We start from the raw sequence: 17,771 nt of genomic DNA on the forward strand, positions 1-17,771 counted from the left end.
GGGTGAAGGGGGATGCTAAAGCTCAAACTCACCCTCTGGCGCCACTGGCAAAAACTTCGCCGCGCCAATTACTGGCTGTGGGCGCAGGCGGTGTTTGCCGTGCTCGCCCTGTTGCGCCGCTTGCCCGCGAAAAGCGCCATTGAGTTTTCGGCAAAGGCGGGGCGGTTCATCGGCCCCTACACCTCGCGCCACCGCGTCGCGGTCGCCAATTTACGCAGCGCTTACCCGGAAAAAACCACCGCCGAGATCGAAAAGATCGCAGGCGACATGTGGGACGGCATGGCGCGGCTTTTTGCCGAATATATCTTTCTCGACGCGGTTTTCGATTACGATCCGAACGTCACCGAACCGGGACTGATCGAGGTTCAAGGCACCGAGATTTTCGAGCGCCTGCGCAACGAGAAGAAGCCGCACATCTTCTTCACCGCCCATACCGGCAATTTCGAGCTTCTGCCGATCTGCGCCGCCACGTTCGGACTGAACGTCACCGCCCTCTTCCGCCCGCCCAACAACCCATACATTGCGCAGCATGTCCTGCAGGCGCGGCGCACCAATATGGGCCATCTGGTGCCCTCCAAGGCCGGAGCCGCATGGTCGCTCGCCCATGTCCTTGGCGAAGACGGCAATGTCGGCATGCTTGTGGACCAGAAGTTCCGCCGCGGCGTGCCCTCCACCTTCTTCGGGCGTCCCGTGAGAACCAATCCGCTCCTCGCCAAGCTCGCCCGGCAATTCGATTGCGACGTCTACCCCGCCCGCTGCATCCGCTTGGCTCACGGGCGCTACAGGCTCGAACTCAACGAACGCATGGAACTCCCGCGTGATGAGAAGGGCCAGATCGACGTCAACGCCACCGCGCAATTGCTCAATGATACGGTCGAAGGCTGGGTGCGGGAGTATCCGGGCCAATGGATGTGGTTCCACAAGCGCTGGGGGTAGGAATGCCAATGCTGGTGCCAAATACCCCCCTCTGCCCTGCCGGGCATCTCCCCCTCAAGGGGGGAGATCGGCCTGCATCAATGGCATCGCTCCTTTCTCCAATGTTGGCGATTGAGCGCCGAACGTCTATGGAAGCGTAATCTCCCCCCTTGAGGGGGAGATGTCCGGCAGGACAGAGGGGGGTACTGTCCCGCCGACATTTCATCTGGATAGGGGAGCAGCTATCATGACATTCGCAACCGCCCGCAGATATGCGTTTCTCGCGCTCGCCGCTCTCTTCCTTGGCGCCGCAAACCCCGCCACCGCCCGTTCCGACCTGACCCTCGCGATGGTGCTTGAACCGCCGCATCTGGACCCCACCGCCGGCGCCGCTGGCGCCATCGACGAGATCGTCTACGCCAATATCTTCGAGGGGCTCACCCGCATCGGCGCCAATGGCGAGGCGCAGCCGGCGCTTGCGAAAAACTGGGACATCTCGCCCGACCGGAAAACCTACACCTTCCATCTCCATCAGGGCGTCAAATTCCACGACGGCGCGGCCTTCGATGCGAACGACGTAAAATTCTCGCTCGACCGCGCCCGCGCGCCCGATTCCACCAACGCCCAAAAAGGCCTGTTCGAGGCCATCGACCAGGTGGAAGTGATCGATCCCGCGACGGTGAAGGTGACGCTGAAACACCCCTCCGGCGATTTTCTCTATAGTCTGGGCTGGGGCGATGCGGTGATCGTCGGTCGGACCAGTGCCGCCACCAACAAGGAAAAGCCCATCGGCACCGGCCCGTTCAAATTCCAAAACTGGGCCAAGGGATCGCAGGTCGCCCTCGCGCGCTCATCCGATTACTGGGGCGCGAAGCCCGCGCTCGACAAGGCAACCTTCCGCTTCATCCCCGATCCCGCCGCCGCCAGCGCCGCCCTGCTTGCAGGCGATATACAGGCGTTCCCCTCCTTCCCCGCGCCGGAATCCGTGCCCCAGTTTCAGGCCGATCCGCGCTTCAAGGTAGAGATCGGCACGACCGAGGGCGAAACCATTCTTTCCGAAAACAACGCCAGACCGCCCTTCGACAACCCGAAGGTGCGCGAGGCCATCGCCCACGCCATCGACCGCAAGGCGGTCATCGACGGCGCAATGTTCGGCTTCGGCACCCAAATCGGCTCCTTCTTCCCGCCGCACCATCCGGCCTATGTCGATCTGACAGGCGAGCGGAAATACGATCCGGAACTTGCGAAAAAGCTGCTGGCTGAGGCAGGCTATCTGGATGGATTCAAGACCACGCTGAAGCTGCCCCCGCCGGTCTACGCGCGGCGCGGCGGCGAGATCATCGCGGCGCAACTGCGCAGCGTCGGCATCGAGGCGCAGATCATTCTCGTCGAATGGGCGCAGTGGCTGGAGCAGGTGTTCAAGAGCCGGGATTACGATCTCACCATCATCTCGCACACCGAGCCGAACGATCTGAACATTTTCGCCCGCGACGACTACTATTTCAATTACCGCAACCCGGCCTTCAAGACGCTCATCGCCGAAATAAGCGCGACCCCGGATGGGGAGAAGCGCAACGCGCTTTATGGGGAAGCGCAGAAAACCCTCTCCGCCGGCGCGCCCGTCGCGTTCCTGATGCAGTTTCCCAAGATCGGCATCTGGGATGCGAAGCTGGAGGGTTTGTGGAAGAATTATCCGATCCCGGCGAATGATCTGACGGCGGTGAAGTGGGCGGAGTGAAGAGGGCGGTTTCTCGTGTAAGGGAACAGCGAGATACCCCCCTCTGCCCTGCCGGGCATCTCCCCCCCAAGGGGGGAGATTGGCCGACACTACGTTCCGCTTTTATTTTGCAACGATTGCGATTGGTTCCGAATGTCCATGAAGGCCTAATCTCCCCCCTTGAGGGGGAGATGCCCGGCAGGGCAGAGGGGGGTATCTCGTAATGCTCTCCCCCTCAATATTATCGCACCTCCTAACCCGCCTCGCCACCTCCCTCCTCACCCTCGTCTTCGCCTCGCTGGTCGTCTTCAGCACCCTGGAAATCCTCCCCGGCGACCCTGCCCGGCTGATGCTTGGCCTCGGCGCAAGCGAGGACGCAATCGCCGCACTGCGCGGCCAGATGGGCCTGAACCAGCCGATCATCCTCCGCTACCTCACCTGGGCCGGACATATGCTCACCGGTGATTTCGGACGCTCCTACACCTACGCCGTGCCGGTCAGGGATCTTATCGCTGAACGCCTCGCCGTATCCCTCCCCCTCGCCCTCATGGCGCTCACCCTCTCGATGGCCATCGCCATCCCGGTCGGCCTGTTCGCTGCCGCCCGGCGCGGTCGCGCCCCGGACTCAGCAATCATGGGCGTCACGCAACTCGGCGTCGCCATTCCCAATTTCTGGTTCGCGCTGTTGCTCGTCTATGTCTTCGCCGTCACGCTCCGCCTCGTGCCGGCAGGCGGCTTTCCCGGCTGGAGCGCCGGGATTTTCCCTGCTTTCAAGAGCCTCCTCCTCCCCGCCATCGCGCTCGCCCTGCCGCAAGCCGCCATCCTCGCGCGCGTGACCCGCTCGGCGCTCATCGAAACCCTCTCGCAGGACTATATCCGCACCGCCCGCGCCAAGGGGCTGACACAAACGGCCATTCTCCGCCGCCACGCCCTGCCCAACGCCATGATTCCTGTCCTAACTATTCTCGGCCTGCAATTCTCCTTCCTGCTCGCCGGCACTGTTATCATCGAGAATGTCTTCTACCTTCCCGGCCTCGGACGCCTGATCTTCCAGGCCATCACCCAGCGCGACCTCATCGTCGTGGAGGGAGTCATCATGGTCCTCGTCGCCGCTGTCCTTCTCGTCAACCTGATCGTCGATCTCGCCTACGCCTTCGTCGATCCGCGTCTGGACATTCCGCGATGAACCGGTCCCTCATCATCGGCCTGACGATCACCCTCCTCGTCGCTGGAATGGCGCTCCTGTCCTATGCCTGGACGCCCTATGACGCCACGGCCATCGATATCGCCGCCAAGCTTCAAGGGCCGTCCGCCGCGCACTGGTTCGGCACCGATCATTTCGGCCGTGACATCCTCTCCATGATCATGGTCGGCAGCCGCAATTCCATTGCCGTCGCGCTCGTCGCGGTCGGTATCGGCGCGGGGATCGGCATCCCGCTCGGCCTCGTCGCCGCCACGCGTGGCGGCTGGCTGGATGAGATGCTGATGCGCTTCAACGATCTCGTCTTCGCCTTCCCCGCCCTCATCACCGCCATCATGATCACCGCCATCTTCGGCCCCGGCGCAATCAATGCAATCATCGCCATCGGCATCTTCAATATTCCGGTCTTCGCCCGCGTGACGCGGGGAGCGGCGCTTTCGATACTGTCGCGCGAGTTCATCCTCGCGGCCAAGGCGATCGGCAAAAGCTCCGGCGGCATCACCATCGACCATGTCCTGCCCAATATCGCCAGCCTGCTGATCGTCCAGGCGACCATCCAGTTTGCCCTCGGCATATTGGCGGAGGCCGGGCTCTCCTATCTTGGGTTGGGCGCCCCGCCGCCCAACCCAAGCTGGGGACGAATGCTCTTCGAAGCACAAACCATGATCGGCATCGCCCCGCACATGGCCCTCTTCCCCGGCCTCGCCATCGTCATCACCGTGCTCGGCCTGAATCTGTTGGGCGATGGGTTGCGGGATGTGTTGGATCCGAGAAACTAAAAAAGCAATCCGATCAGACAAAGCACCAGCACGACACCGGCAAGCACTGTCATCGAAAGCCAGAACAGTTTCAGCGCCGCCTCGATATCGGCCGCGCCCAGATCATGCCTGCCCGCGCCATTGACCATCGGCTCGTTGACGATATCACCGGCATAAACGCGCGGGCCTGCCAGCGCCACATCGAGCGCCCCGGCATAAGCCGCTTCAGGCCAGCCGGCATTGGGCGAGCGGTGCAGGCGCCCGTCGCGCATCATCACCTGGAACGAGCGTCGCGCCGCCCCGCGCCCGCCCTGGAACCAGCTGGCGAGTGCAATCAGCCCTCCCGTCAGGCGCGCGGGTATCCAGTTCGCCGCATCGTCGAGCTGCGCCGCGAACCGGCCAAAGTCGCGATAACGCGGGTTGAGATGCCCGATCATCGAATCCGCCGTATTGAGGAGCTTGTAGGCAAACAGGCCCGGCAGCCCCAGCAGGAGATACCAGAAGGCCGGCGCGATCACCCCGTCCGAGCTGTTCTCGGCAAGGCTCTCGATCGCCGCGCGGCTAGTCCCCGCCTGATCCAGCGATTGCGGATCGCGCCCGACGATCATCGAAACCGCCCGCCTGCCACCCTCGATCCCCTCGTCCCGCAAGGCGCTGGCCACGCGCGAGACATGATCGGCCAGGCTCTTCTGCGCCAGAAACACCGCAACAACAGCGATTTCGACGAGCGCGCCGAACCATCCCAAATGCAGCAAAAGCGCGGAAACCAGAAGCCCGACGACGAATACGCCCACGAGCAGCGCCAGCACAGTCCAGATGCCCAGCCGCTCCCGCTCCGCCGCGCTGGTCCGCGTGTCATTATAGCGTTTGTCGATGAAGGAGATGGCACTGCCGAAGAGAACGACGGGATGCGGAACTCGTCGCCACAGCCATTCGGGGTCGCCCAGGATACGGTCGGCGACAAGCGCGAGAAACAGGATAAGCAGCTTTATTTCCATGTGAATTCCTTGGAAACGTTAGCGCAGCGCTTCTTCCAAACGCTCCAACCCGGCTTCGTCGGCAAGGCCGATGCGTAGCCAGTTGGGCGCGTAATCGAATTTGCGGGTCAGGATATGCCGGTGGCACAAATGTTCATAGAGCGCTTGGGCTTGTTCGTGGTGGACAAGCGCGAACAAAGCCGTGCCGCCGATTTCTTCGAAACCGCTGCGCTGAAGGACGGCGGACAGGAGGGCGCGGCGGGCAAGAAGGCGTGCGCGAAAGGCACCAAGGATGGTGACATTCTGCCCCTCACCCTTACCCTCTCCCCGTTTTGACGGGGAGAGGGAGACATCAGCATCGCCGCCTCCCTCTTCTACCGCTGCCCCTGGCACGAAAGAAAGAGCGTCAACATCAAGGCCCCCCTCTCCCCGTACTTCACGGGGAGAGGGTAAGGGTGAGGGGCAAAACGCATGGACAGCAATCGCCAGCGCAGGTCCGGAAACCGCCCAAGGACCGAGCCGTTCGGATAGCCTTTTCGCAATTCCCGCCCCGGAAATCGCAAACCCCAACCGCAAACCGGCAAGGCCGAAGAATTTTCCAAACGATTTGAGGATGATCAGATGATCGCCACCGGCTTGGCCTGCGATGCTCACCTCCGGATGCGCATCGGCGAACGCTTCATCGACGATCAGAAAGCCGCCATGCGCCCCAAGCTTCTGCGCCAGCCCCAAGAGTTCGTCGCCCGGCACGATGCGTCCATCGGGGTTGTTCGGATTGACAACCACCACGGCCTTCGCCGTTGCCGGTATGGAGCCGATATCAGGGCACGAAAGCACCGCCCACCCGGCGCGCGCGAAGGCGGCGTGGTGCTCCTGATAGGTCGGCGACAGGATTGCCACCTCGCCCGGCTGGGTGAGTTCCGGCACGATCTGGATCAATGCCTGCGTGCCGGGGGCAGCGACGATAAAAGCGCCATCCGCCACGCTGTAATAACTCCGCGCCGCCGCGAGCGCCTTGTCCAGCAGCGCCTCATCTGGCAACCGGTTCCAGACCTCAGGCGTGATTTCCGGCAAGGGAAAGGCTTCCGGATTGATGCCGGTGGAGAGATCCAGCCAATCCGCCTGGTTGCCCCCGAAGCGGGCAATTGCCCGGTCGAGCGCGCCCCCATGCTCTATTACCGCACGCTCGATCGTCATGTTTCATCTCCGGCAATATCGATCACATGCATGAAGGAACCAGCCACCGAGCCGACGCGCAGACCCGCCTCGCCCAGATCCGTATTGAGCGCATCGGCAATCTGGAAGAGCCGTTCTCCCGCCCCTTCCCTGACAATGCTGGCGTAATGGAACTCGTGTCCCCTCAGCGGCACATTCCACGGCGAACCGGCAAGCGGCGTCAGCTTGCGATAGCCGAGATGCAGCTTACGCTTGGCAAAGCTCGTTTCGAGCGGCAGGAGTCCCAGCATCTCATGCCGCTGTCCCACGGCATCCTCCAGCGCCTCGCCCAGCACCATATAGCCGCCGCACTCGCCATAGATGGCCGTGCCATTCGCCGCCGCCCGGTGCAGGCCTTCGCGGAAATTCTCCGCCGAAGCAAGCCGCCCGCCATGCAGTTCGGGATACCCCCCCGGCAGGTAGATCGCATCTGCCTGCGTATCGGGAGCCTCGTCAGCCAGCGGCGAGAACAAGCTCAAACTCGCCCCGCGTCTGCGCCATCCATCGAGAATATGCGTATAGGCAAATGCAAAGGCGTCGTCGCGCGCCACGGCAATATGCTGCCCCAAAGGCGGAAAGCGCGGCACATTGGCGGCCGCGGTACCCATATGGGCCTGACGCGCGATCTCCTCGATACGTTTCAGATCGAGCCGCTCAGCCATGACATGGGCGGCATGGGCAATGAAGGCGTCGAGTTCGCCATGCTCGCCCGCCTGCACCAGCCCCAGATGCCGCTCAGGCAGAGAGAGCGCCTCATCACGCGCGACCGCGCCCAGAACAGGAATGCCCAGCGGCTCCAGCGCCGCGCGCAGCATCGCCTCATGCCTGATGCTGCCAACCCGGTTCAACACCAGCCCGGCGATCAGAACATTATTCCTGAAATCTCGAAACCCGCTGACAAGCGCCGCCACGGATTGCGACTGCCGGCTGCAATCCACCACCAAGATGACCGGAAGTCCCAATTGCACCGCCAGATCCGCCGCCGATCCCGTCCCGTCGATGGCGCCATCGAACAGGCCCATCATCGCTTCGGCCACCAGCAGCTTGTCGCCTTCCGTCATCCGGGCGGCAAGCGCACCGATCAACTCCGGCCGCATAGCCCATGGATCGAGGTTGAAGCATGGCGCGCCGCTCGCCGCCGCGTGAAAGGCGGGGTCGATATAGTCCGGCCCGGCCTTGGCAGGCGCCAGCGCGACGCCCCTCTCTCTAAGCGCGCGCAACAGGCCAAGCGTCACCGTCGTCTTGCCCGAACCCGAAGAAGGCGCGGCGATCAGAAATCCCTTCATTGCGCCGCTCCCATCCAGTCGAGCATCCCGCGAAGTTTAACGACTTCACCAACAACAACGATGGCCGGGGGTTCCAGCCCCGCCGCCGCCACATCGGCCTCCGCTTGGCCCAATGTCGTCACCAGTACCCGCTGGTTCGCCATGGTGGCGTTGCAGATGAAGGCTGTCGGCTCATGCGGCGAACGCCCCGCCGCGATCAGCCGGCCGGTGATGAGGCCGATATGCTTCATCGCCATATACATGACGATGACGGGCGATCCCTTGCCGATCGCCGCCCAGTCTATCGTATCGGGCACGATACCCGTCGCATCGTGCCCGGTGAGAAAGGTAACGCTATGATTGATATCGCGCATTGTCGCGGGAATGCCGGCATAGGCAAGACCGCCGATGCCCGCCGTAACGCCGGGTACGATGCGGAACGGGATGCCATGCTCCACCAGCATCAACGCCTCCTCGCCGCCGCGCCCAAAGACGAACGGATCGCCGCCCTTGAGCCGCAACACCCGCTTGCCCTCGCGCGCCAATTCCACGAGCCTCAGCGAAATATCGCGCTGTTTGGGCGAAGGCTTGCCGCCGCGCTTGCCCGCATATTCGAGCACCGCCCCCTCGCGCGCCATGGCGAGGCACTGCGCATCCACCAGCGCGTCGTACACGATCACATCCGCCTGTTCGAGACCATTGACGGCGTGGAGCGTCAACAGTCCGGGATCGCCCGGCCCCGCGCCGACCAGCCAGACATGGCCCGGCTCGAAGATGGGCAAGGCCATTCGCGTCCTCGTTGCGCTCATTCTGGGTCTCCTGATGTGATAGTGAGCGGTGAGCAGTAAGCGGTGAGACAGTTAAAAACAAACGCTCACTGCTCACCGCTCACTGCTTACCGCTCACCATTCACTATTCACCATTCACCGACTGCTCTATAAAGCCCCCATGAACGACGAACCAGATGCCGGAACAAGAAAAACGGATGCGAAGACGCCGCTGCGGCGCGGCTGGACGACCGGTGCCTGCGCCACCGCGGCGACCAAGGCGGCGCTAACCGCGCTCATCACGGGAGAGTTTCCCGATCCGGTCGGCATCATCCTGCCCAAGGGCGAAGTGCCATACTTCTCGCTGGCGTTGGAAGGCCTCGGCGAAGGTTATGCCATGGCGGGAATCATCAAGGATGCGGGCGACGATCCTGATGTGACCAACGGCGCCACCATCATCTCGACCGTATTCCCCGCCGAACCCGGCAGCGGCATCGTCTTCGCCGCCGGCGAAGGCGTCGGCACGGTCACCCGTCCCGGCCTGCCGATTCCGCCCGGCGAGGCGGCGATCAACCCGGTGCCCCGCGCGATGATACGCGTCGTATGCGAGGAAATCTGCGCGGAATACGGCCTGCCCGCCGATCTGGTCGTCACCATTTCCGTGCCCGACGGCGAGGAAATCGCCAAAAAGACATGGAACCCGCGCTTAGGCATCGTCGGCGGCATTTCCATCCTCGGCACTACAGGAATCGTCCACCCCTTTTCCTGCTCATCATGGATCCACTCGATCCATAGCGGCATCGATGTCGCGCGGGCCGCCGGACAGACCCATGTGCTGGGCGCGACGGGATCGACCTCCGAGGACACTGCCCAGAAGATTTACAATCTGCCCGATTTCGCGCTGCTCGACATGGGCGACTTCGCCGGCGGGCTGCTCAAATATCTGCGCGTTCATCCCATAGACAAACTCACCATCGCCGGCGGCTTCGCCAAGCTGACCAAGCTCGCCCAAGGCGCGCTCGACCTGCATTCCTCGCGAAGCCAGGTCGATATGGGATTTCTCTGGGCGGAGGCGGAAAAGCTGGGGGCTCCAATCGAGATGAAGCAGCGGATTCTCTCCGCCAACAGCGCGATGGAAGTGCTTGAAATGACTCAATCAATAAGCCTCGACCTCGCCCGCCCCATCGCCGAACGCGCCCGCGCGACCGCGCTGGATGTGCTGAGGGGCGCGCCGGTTGAGGTGGAGGTGATTGTGACGGATCGCAAGGGGAATGTGCTTGCGAGGGTTTAGATTGCAAATGAATACGCCTTATGAGCACCCCCCTCTGCCCTGCCGGGCATCTCCCCCTCAAGGGGGGAGATTGGCTGGCATCGGTGGCGACGCTTATCCTTCGCCGTCTGCGAGTGGCAGCACGGCCAATGACAGCGTAATCTCCCCCCTTGAGGGGGAGATGGCTGGCAAGCCAGAGGGGGGTGTCTTGCAACGCCCCGCCATCCTCATCCTCGGCGGCACCGCGGAAGCGGCGGCACTGGCAAAGCGCCTCGCGCCCCTGCCTCTCCGCGTCATCACCTCGCTCGCCGGCCGCACGCGCGATCCCGCCCCGCTCGACGGCGAAGTCCGCAGCGGCGGGTTCGGCGGCGCGGAAGGTCTTGCCCGCTATATCGAGGCGGAAAATATAACCCTGCTGGTCGATGCCACCCACCCCTTCGCCACCCGGATTTCCCCCAATGCGGCAAAGGCCGCCGAACTGACCGCCCGGCCAATCATCCGCCTCGAGCGTCCTGCGTGGGAAAAGACCGAAGGCGACCTCTGGCACGAAGTCGCATCGCTCGAAGAGGCCGCGTTGACCATTCCACCAAACGCGCGCGTCCTGCTGGCACTCGGCCGCCAGCACATCGCCGCCTTCGCCACGCGCCCCGACGCGCATTTTGTGGCGCGCATGATCGACCCGCCGGAAACGCCGCTCGATCTTGCCTTATACGAATTGGTGCTCGCCAAGCCCGGCAAGTCCAGCGACGAGGAAGCCTTCCTCCGCGAGCGGCGGATAACCCACATCGTCTGCCGCAACTCCGGTGGCGCCGCTTCCTATGCCAAGCTGCAAGCCGCCCGAAGACTGCAAATCCCGGTCATCCTGATCGCCCGTCCGCAACAAGTTTTTGCCAATGCCGCCGGCAATGTCGAGGCGGTACTGGAGTTCGTCAGAAGCAATTTGGGATAGCTCCCCTCCTCGGACCCGTCATCCTCGGGCTTGTCCCGAGGATCTGCCGACCGATGGCCTGTCAGTACGGTAATCACCCTTCCTTTCCACGACGGCAGATTCTCGGGACAAGCCCGAGAATGACGGAAGGAAGGGTTTACGTACCCCGTAGTGAATGCACATGATCCTTATGGTAAAGCGCTGAATCCCTGAAGTTTTCCGGCGCCAACCCGCGCCCGACAAAGATCATCGCCGTCCGCGCCAGCTTCGCCTCCCGCACCTTCTCCGCGATATCAGCCAGCGTCCCCTTGACGAATTGCTCATCCGGCCAGCCGACGCGATAGGCGACGATGACAGGGCAATCGGCTCCGTAGAGCGGCGTCAGTTCTTGCTCGATATGCCCCAGATTGCGGATCGAGAGGTGGATCACCAGCGTCGCGCCCGAACGCCCAAGCGTCGCCAGATCCTCGCCTTCCGGCATCCCCGACGATTTCATCGATGTGCGCGTCAGGATCACCGTCTGGTTCACTTCGGGGATCGTCAGTTCCTGCTTCAGCGCTGCCGCGGCGGCGGCGAAGGCGGGAACGCCGGGCGTCACTTCATAGGGAATGCCCAATTGATCCAGCCGCCGCATCTGCTCGGCCATCGCGCCATAGATCGACGGATCGCCCGAATGCACCCGCGCCACATCATGGCCCGCCCGATGCGCGGCCTCCAGTTCGGCAATGATCTCGCCCAGCGTCAGCACCGAAGTATCGACCACCCGCGCACCCTCAGGCGCGGAGGCCACCACCTCCCTTGGCACCAGCGATCCCGCATAAAGGCAGACCGGGCACCGCTCGATCAGCCTGAGGCCGCGAACGGTGATGAGATCAGGCGCGCCGGGACCGGCGCCGATGAAATGGATAGTCATCTCAATTGCTCCTTATAGGGAAACGCGAGGCCTCACCCCCCTCTGGCTTGCCAGCCATCTCCCCCTCAAGGGGGGAGATTAGGCCTTCATTGGCGCGTGGCACCAATCGCAGGCGTTGCAGAATAGGCGCCGGGAGACATGTCAGCCAATCTCCCCCCTTGAGGGGGAGATGTCCGGCAGGACAGAGGGGGGTGAGGCCTCGCGATGCCATCAAAACTGCACCCGCGCTACATAACTTACCGCAATCGCCACCGTCACATGCTCCGACCGCATCTTCGGCACCACCAGCCGCGCATCAGGCCCCGCCCCCGCCAGCGCCGCGCCCTCGGCCACGCCATGGCACCCCACCGCGCGATAAACTGCCTCCGACGGGTTTTGCAAACGCGGCGTCTCCTTTTCGAGCCGTCTTGCGTCGAAAAACACGATTTCGCGCCGGAAATGCTCGGCCAGCGCCTGAATGGCGGGCTCCCCCCGCTTCCTGTCGAGCGAAAATATCCCGCCAAGCGCATCAAGACCGAAGCCCGATTCCTGCAAGGCGCGCTCCGCCAGCCCAATCGCTTCCGCCGCTTCCGCGCCACGCTCGCAGCCCACGCCTAGCGCTAGAAGCGAAATTCGACCGCCCCTATTTGTTGTAGCAAGCCTCATTTCGGTCACATATAGTTTCTGCTAATCTGCATCTCGCGAATCGGTTGCATTGCGTACGTGTTTACCGCGTTTCACTCACTTTTGCGCAATCGGCACAGAGGGGGTTCTATCTGGCTGTTTGCAGCTTATCCATCTCAATTGTCTCCAAGGAGGGGCCTGTCATGAACCTTACTGCACCTACTCAATTGATTTTCTTCCTCAGCCTCATCATCGCAATCCTGGCGCTGCTGGCGTTCTTCGGAACGCTCTCTTTCATCCCCGTCGCATCCTTCTGGATTCTGGCGGTGGCCTACATCATTCTTCTCGGCGGCGTCCTGTTCAAGAACGTCTGACCTCTTTGACTGCGGGCGGCGCTACCACCGCCCGCAGCCCTATTTCTAAAACTCTATCCCCTTCTGCGCCTTCACGCCGGAGCGGAACGGGTGCTTGAGCATCTCCATCTCGGTGACGAGATCGGCGAATTCGATCAGTTCGTCCTTGGCGTTACGCCCGGTGATGATGACATGCTTCATCGCGGGCTTCGCCTTCAGCACCTCGATGATTTCCTCCACCGGCAAATAATCATACCGCAGCACGATGTTGAGCTCGTCGCAGAGCACCATCTCATGCTCCTCGTCGAGGATCATCGCCTTCGCCTGTTCCCAGGCGTCGCGCGCCATGGCGATGTCGCGGGCGCGGTCCTGCGTTTCCCAGGTAAAGCCCTCGCCCATGGCTGAGATCGTCACCTGATCCGGGAATTTTTCCAGCACCCAGCGCTCGCCCGTATCCCACGAGCCCTTGACGAACTGCACGACGCCGATCTTCATGCCATGCCCCAGCGCCCGGAACACCATGCCGAAACCCGCCGTCGATTTGCCCTTGCCCTTGCCGGTATTGACGATGACGAGACCCTTCTCGTCCGTCTTGGTGGCAAGGATCTTGTCGCGCGCGGCCTTCTTCTTCTTCATCTTCTCGGCGTGACGGAGGTTCAGCTCCTCTTCGCTAAGCCCTAAAAGTTTCTCTGATTTTTCAGCCATTTGGCATCGCTCCGTGATTCATTTTATGAATAGCTAATTCTTCAAGATCGTACCGCGCGGAATTGGAGCGTGGCGTCCAAAGCCTGCGGTCGATCGCCTCGATGAGCTTCGCGGCCATCTCCGCCAGCGCCGCCGGGTTTTTCTCGTTGAGGAAATCATGCACCTCGCCATCGGCGATGAAGGCCTGATAGACCGCTTCGAAATGATGGTTCGCCACCGCGCCCGTCGTCGCGGCAAAGGCAAAGAGATAATCCACCGTCGCCGCCATCTCGGATGCGCCCTTGTAGCCATGGCGCATCACGCCCGCGATCCATTTCGGATTGACGACGCGCGCCCGCACCACGCGGCTGATCTCTTCCTCCAGCGTGCGGATGACCGGGCGCTCGGGCCGCGAATGGTCGTTGTGGTAGATCGTGGGCCGCGCGCCGTTGAGATGCTCCACCGCCGCCGCCATGCCGCCCTCGAACTGATAATAATCGTCGGAATCGAGCAGATCATGCTCGCGATTGTCCTGGTTCTGGATCACCGCCTCGACCGATTTCAGCCGCTCTTCCAGCAGCCCGCGTTCGGCGGTGCCCTCTTCGCCAGCGCCATAGGCATAGCCCCCCCAGACGAGCCAGGCTTCGGCGAGATCGCCGCGATCCTGCCAGCCCTTTTCGTCCATCAGCGCCTGCAAACCCGCGCCATAAGCGCCCGGCTTGGAGCCGAAGACGCGGTAACCGGCCTTGCGCCGCGCCGATTTCTCGTCCTCACCTTGGGTCGTCAGCCGGATTTCCTCACGCCCCATCCGCGCCGCGATTGGATTATCGGCCTCATCCTCGTCGAGCGCTCCCACCGCCCGAACCGCTTGATCGAAAAGCGCGATCTGGTCGGGAAAGGCATCGCGGAAGAAGCCGGAGATGCGCAACGTCACATCGACGCGCGGTCGGCCAAGTAACGCCAGCGGCACGATCTCATAGCCGGTGACGCGGCGCGAGGCCATGTCCCACACCGGCTTGACCCCGATCAGCGCCAGCGCCTGGGCAATATCGTCGCCGCCGGTCCGCATGTTCGAGGTGCCCCATGCGGTCAGCCCGAACGAAGTCGGCCATTCGCCATGGTCCTGCGTATAACGGGTGATGAGCAGTTCGGCGGACTTTTTGCCCAGCTCCCACGCCGCCGGCGTCGGCACGGCGCGGCTGTCGATGGAAAAGAAATTGCGCCCCGTCGGCAACACATCCGGCCGCCCCCGCGTCGGCGCACCCGAAGGACCGGGCGCAACGAAGCGGCCGTCGAGCGCCGTCAGCATGGCGTTTATCTCTGCCGCGCCACAGGCTTCCACGACAGGCCGGAGATGCGAGACTATTCCGTCGAGCACTGCCCTTGTGGCGCTCCAGCCCTCCGGACATGGTATTTCACCCGCCACCAATTTCGCTGCCAGAAGTTCGATCCGTTCCACCGTATCGCCGGTGATTCGCCATGGGTCGGTGGATACGGACTGGAGGATGTCGGGCTTCTGGCCGGTCCAGGGGGCTGACATGTCGCAATCAAGAGGATCGAAGGGTATATCTTTACGAATACCCCCCTCTGGCTTGCCAGCCATCTCCCCCTCAAGGGGGGAGATTAGCTGAGAGGACCCTTGCCGCTCACTCTCCAACGTATGCGACTGACGCGAACCTCGATGAAGGCCAATCTCCCCCCTTGAGGGGGAGATGCCCGGCAGGGCAGAGGGGGGTATCCCTCCAGCCACCCCCCCATCCGCCGCAATCGCCCGCTGCAAACTCCTGTCCGCCCCCTCGCCGCCCCCACGCGGCACCCGCGCCAACGCCACGAGCAGATCCGTCAACAACCGCCCCTCAGGCGACAGCCCAAACACATGCAGCCCATCGCGGATCTGCATCTCCTTCAAATCGCACAGATAGGCGTCGAGCTTCTGCAGCGCGAGGTCCTCGCCGTCATGCTCATGAATGCCCGCGTCATGGTCCAGCCCGATATCACGCACCAGATCGAGGATTTGCCCCTTCAATCGTCGCAGGCGGCGAGGGTCTACGCCCGCCGCCTCGTAATATTCGTCCACCAGCGCTTCGAGGTCCTTCAGCGGCCCGTAGCTCTCCGCCCGTGTCAGCGGCGGCGTCAGATGGTCGATGATGACGGCGGCGGAGCGGCGCTTGGCCTGCGTCCCCTCGCCGGGGTCGTTGACGATGAAGGGATAGATATGCGGCACCGCGCCGAAAACGGCTTCCGGGTAGCAATTCTCCGAAAGCGCCAGCGCCTTGCCCGGCAGCCATTCGAGATTACCATGCTTGCCCATATGGACAATGGCATCCGCGCCGTATGTCTCGCGCAAATAGGCGTAGAACGCAAGATAGCCATGCGGCGGCACCAGGTCCGGCGAGTGGTAGCTCTCCTTGGGATCGATATTGTAACCCCGCGCCGGCTGGATACCGACCAGCGTTTCACCGAAGCGGGCAAGCGGCAGCGCGAAACCACGCGCGGCGTCGAGAAAGAACGGATCGGCCTCCGGCGCTCCCCACCGCGCCGTGATTTCATCCTGAATCTTTATCGGAAGCTTTTCAAGGAAGTGCTTATATTGATTCAGTGAAAGCGTTTCACGGATTTCCCGACCATCGGTTGCAGCATTGGTCGGCCCGGCCATGAGATAGTTGATCAGCGCATCGCCGTTTTCCGGCAGATCAGCAACCGGATACCCCGCCGCCTTCATCGCCAGAAGCGCCTCCAGCGTACCCGCCGGCGTATCCAGCCCCACGCCATTGCCGAGCCGCCCGTCACGGTTCGGATAATTGGCCATGATGATCGCAACCCGCCGCTCACCCGCCGGCTTGCGCCGCAGCCGCGCCCAGCGCGCCGCGAGTTCGGCGACAAACGCCACGCGGTCCGCGCGCGGCTCATGCGTAACGATATTGGCCTCAACCGCCTCATCATACGCCCAAGCCGATTTGAACGAGACGGCCCGCGACAGCACCCGGCCATCGACCTCCGGCAGCGCCACGTTCATGGCGAGATCGCGGGCCGAAAGCCCCTGCGGCGAGGCTTCCCACGCCTCTGCCGTCGAGCCGGAAAAGATCGTCTGCAACACCACCGCGCCACGCTTTTCCAGAACCGTCGGCTGACGTTGGGCTCCGGGCGCGGAGACAGCGAAGCCGGTGGCGTTCAGCACCACATCGGGCGGGGTTTCTTCGAAGATGGCGTCAAGCGTCGCCACCGAGACGGGGTCCTTGAGGCTTGAGACGAACACCGGAAGAGGATTCAGCCCTTGCGCCGCCAGCGCATCGATCAGCGCCTCGACGCCCTTTGTTTGGCCGCTCTGGACGAGAGCGCGATAGAAGCAGATGGCGGCTATTGGGGACGCTTTATGAATACCCCCCTCTGGCTTGCCAGCCATCTCCCCCTCAAGGGGGGAGATTAGCTGACCTGAACCGTGCTGCTTACTTGCCAACGTTTGCGATTGGTGGCCACCTCTATGAAGGCCAATCTCCCCCCTTGAGGGGGAGATGTCCGGCAGGACAGAGGGGGGTGTTGCAGCCCACTGCCCCCGAACACCCCCCCCCGAACCCCCCCCCCGCCCCGGCCACCACACCCCTGCCTTCAGCAGCGGCGAAGCCTCCGCCGGTCTCTCCCCAAGCCCAATCAACGCCGCGCAATAATCCAAAAACCCCCGCGCATTCTGCGCCCCGCCCTCGATGAGATAATGCCAGAGCGCATCCCGATCTCGGCGCTCGACCGTCGAAAACCGATGCAGCCCCGCATCCGGCTTGTCATCTCCGGCAAGCACCGCAAGCTTGATGCCATGGTTGACCGCGCAGGCATGCAGCGCCTCGAGCCCATAGGGCCAATAGCTCTCGCCGCCGATGACGCGCACCACGATCAGTCGAGCGTACCGCGCGGTACGCTCGATATATGTATCGACCGACATGGGATGCGCCAGCGCCATGATGCTGGCCAGCCGCAGTGTCGGCCCGCCGACATGCGCCGCCGCAAGGCTCGCCAGCTCCGTATCCGCCGCCGAAAGGAACAGGATATCGCCCGGCGACTGGCCAAGATCAACCGCCTCGCCGCCTTCGGCAATGGTTCCTTTCTGGGCTAGAAGAAGATGCATTCAGGCGTCTCCTTCTGTTGCCTTGGCTTTACCGAGACACCCCCCTCTGTCCTGCCGGACATCTCCCCCTCAAGGGGGGAGATTGGCT

At 63.0% G+C, this 17,771-nt stretch carries 14 protein-coding genes and 1 pseudogene; 7 read left to right on the forward strand and 8 right to left on the reverse strand.

Annotated elements, in window-relative coordinates:
- Positions 1–12: 12 nt before the first annotated feature.
- From C7477_RS02070 to C7477_RS02090, 4 genes are all read left to right on the forward strand, one after another.
- The gene (locus tag C7477_RS02070) at positions 13–936 is read left to right on the forward strand and encodes a lipid A biosynthesis lauroyl acyltransferase (RefSeq protein ID WP_110748436.1); all 924 of its coding nucleotides are present in this window, start codon (positions 13–15) and stop codon (positions 934–936) included.
- A 226-nt stretch (positions 937–1,162) separates the two neighbouring features.
- Positions 1,163–2,653: an ABC transporter substrate-binding protein gene (locus C7477_RS02075; protein WP_110748438.1), complete on the forward strand. Its 1,491-nt coding sequence runs from the start codon at positions 1,163–1,165 to the stop codon at positions 2,651–2,653.
- Positions 2,654–2,855: 202 nt separating this feature from the next.
- Positions 2,856–3,818 (forward strand): ABC transporter permease, encoded by a 963-nt coding sequence (locus C7477_RS02085; RefSeq protein WP_425373494.1) that lies wholly within the window; start codon positions 2,856–2,858, stop codon positions 3,816–3,818.
- Entirely contained in the window at positions 3,815–4,612 is a 798-nt protein-coding gene (locus tag C7477_RS02090) for an ABC transporter permease (RefSeq protein ID WP_110748443.1), read from the forward strand. The genes C7477_RS02085 and C7477_RS02090 overlap by 4 nt, the downstream gene beginning before the upstream one ends.
- Here C7477_RS02090 and cbiB read toward each other — a convergent pair.
- The 4 genes and pseudogenes from cbiB to cobA all read right to left on the reverse strand — a co-directional run.
- Positions 4,609–5,589, reverse strand: coding sequence for an adenosylcobinamide-phosphate synthase CbiB (gene cbiB, locus C7477_RS02095; RefSeq protein ID WP_110748446.1), 981 nt, complete (start codon positions 5,587–5,589; stop codon positions 4,609–4,611). The two genes, C7477_RS02090 and cbiB, sit on opposite strands and share 4 nt — an antisense overlap.
- Before the next feature lie 18 nt (positions 5,590–5,607).
- Entirely contained in the window at positions 5,608–6,765 is a 1,158-nt protein-coding gene (locus tag C7477_RS02100) for a threonine-phosphate decarboxylase (RefSeq protein WP_245411690.1), read from the reverse strand.
- Complete coding sequence (locus C7477_RS02105; protein WP_110748450.1) at positions 6,762–8,069, reverse strand: cobyrinic acid a,c-diamide synthase CobB; 1,308 nt, start codon at positions 8,067–8,069, stop codon at positions 6,762–6,764. Before C7477_RS02105 ends, C7477_RS02100 begins: the two co-directional genes overlap by 4 nt.
- 5 nt (positions 8,070–8,074) lie before the next feature.
- Positions 8,075–8,857, reverse strand: a pseudogene (gene cobA, locus C7477_RS02110) (uroporphyrinogen-III C-methyltransferase); the annotation flags it as partial.
- 139 nt (positions 8,858–8,996) lie between these two features.
- Between cobA and C7477_RS02115 the strand changes: the two are divergent.
- Positions 8,997–10,106 (forward strand): cobalt-precorrin-5B (C(1))-methyltransferase, encoded by a 1,110-nt coding sequence (locus C7477_RS02115; protein ID WP_110748457.1) that lies wholly within the window; start codon positions 8,997–8,999, stop codon positions 10,104–10,106.
- Positions 10,107–10,266: 160 nt separating this feature from the next.
- On the forward strand, positions 10,267–11,034 hold the full coding sequence (locus C7477_RS02125) for a cobalt-precorrin-6A reductase (RefSeq protein ID WP_110748460.1): 768 nt from the start codon (positions 10,267–10,269) through the stop codon (positions 11,032–11,034).
- Between the two features lie 136 nt (positions 11,035–11,170).
- Here C7477_RS02125 and cobM read toward each other — a convergent pair whose 3' ends face one another.
- Complete coding sequence (gene cobM / locus C7477_RS02130) at positions 11,171–11,926, reverse strand: precorrin-4 C(11)-methyltransferase (protein WP_110748463.1); 756 nt, start codon at positions 11,924–11,926, stop codon at positions 11,171–11,173.
- Positions 11,927–12,136: 210 nt separating this feature from the next.
- Entirely contained in the window at positions 12,137–12,571 is a 435-nt protein-coding gene (locus tag C7477_RS02140) for a cobalamin biosynthesis protein (protein WP_110748803.1), read from the reverse strand.
- A 161-nt stretch (positions 12,572–12,732) separates the two neighbouring features.
- On the opposite strand from C7477_RS02140, the gene C7477_RS18860 reads away from it, so the two are divergent.
- Positions 12,733–12,903 (forward strand): hypothetical protein, encoded by a 171-nt coding sequence (locus C7477_RS18860; RefSeq protein ID WP_181418314.1) that lies wholly within the window; start codon positions 12,733–12,735, stop codon positions 12,901–12,903.
- A gap of 45 nt (positions 12,904–12,948) precedes the next feature.
- On the opposite strand, the gene cobO is transcribed toward C7477_RS18860, so the two are convergent.
- Positions 12,949–13,587 (reverse strand): cob(I)yrinic acid a,c-diamide adenosyltransferase, encoded by a 639-nt coding sequence (gene cobO, locus C7477_RS02145; protein ID WP_110748469.1) that lies wholly within the window; start codon positions 13,585–13,587, stop codon positions 12,949–12,951.
- Positions 13,580–17,683 (reverse strand): cobaltochelatase subunit CobN, encoded by a 4,104-nt coding sequence (gene cobN / locus C7477_RS02150; RefSeq protein ID WP_110748471.1) that lies wholly within the window; start codon positions 17,681–17,683, stop codon positions 13,580–13,582. Before cobN ends, cobO begins: the two co-directional genes overlap by 8 nt.
- Positions 17,684–17,771 lie beyond the last annotated feature (88 nt).

This window comes from Paramesorhizobium leguminum (assembly GCF_003217235.1).
Lineage (GTDB): Bacteria > Pseudomonadota > Alphaproteobacteria > Rhizobiales > Rhizobiaceae > Paramesorhizobium > Paramesorhizobium leguminum.